The sequence below is a fragment of the Neisseria sp. Marseille-Q2251 genome (genome assembly GCF_940793045.1).
Lineage (GTDB): Bacteria > Pseudomonadota > Gammaproteobacteria > Burkholderiales > Neisseriaceae > Neisseria.
Map to the genome: position 1 here is coordinate 1 of NZ_CALNWV010000092.1, position 918 is coordinate 918.

1 pseudogene is annotated in these 918 nt (G+C 58.0%); it reads right to left on the bottom strand.

The window, feature by feature from the left end:
* Positions 1–918: pseudogene (locus AAG834_RS13730) on the bottom strand (RHS repeat family protein); the annotation flags it as partial.

Below are 918 nucleotides of genomic sequence, written 5' to 3' on the forward strand. Positions count from 1 at the left end.
ATTCGTAGGAAGTGGTATGGCCTTCGCCGTCGGTATGGGTTTTCAGACGACCTGCGGCATCGTAGCCGAAGGTCTCTTTGCTGCCGTCGGGATAGAGGGCGAGGGTGAGGTTTTGGTCGGCGTCGTAGTGGTATTCGGTGTGCTGTCCCAGCGCATCGGTAATGCACGCCAGCTGACCTTCGGGGGTGTAGGCCAGTTTGGTTTCGTAACCGGAACAGTCGGTAATGAGGTCGGGCTGGCGGTTTTCATTATAGTGATAGGCGGTGCTGCTGCCGTTCGGATCGGTTACCGACAGCAACAGGCCGTTGTCGTCGTATTCGAAACGGGTGGTATGTTTCAGCGGGTCGGTATGGGTCAGCAGGTTGCCCGCTTCGTCGTAGGTATAGCCGTCATAACGGCCTTCCGCATCGCTTTTACGGATCAGGCGGTAGCAGTCGTCATAGTCGAAATGCAGGATGGCGCCGTCGGGGCGGACGATGGCCTCAACCTGCCCCTCGTTGCTGTACTGATAGCGGGTAACACGCCCCATCGCATCGGTGTGGCTGAGCAGACGGCCCAAACCGTCGCGTTCCATCAACACGGCGCTGCCGTCGGCAAACACCCGTTTGGTCAACTCGTTGTTGTAGTCGTAATGGTATTGCTCGGTACGACCCAATACGTCGGTTACCTCGGTATAACCGTCGTGATAGGTAAAGCGCCATTCCTCGCCCAAAGAAGTCCAGTTGCGCAACACCTTGCCGGTCGGGGTGTAATGGTCGTATTCGTATTCCGATACCAATCCTGCCGCATCCGTGTGCGACACCATCAGATTGTTTTTATAGCCGAAGCTGCGTTTGACGTTGCCGTCGCGGCCGATGACGCGCAGCAGGTCGCCGCTGCCGTTGTATTCGTAGCGGACCAGCGGGCTGCCGACCCGGA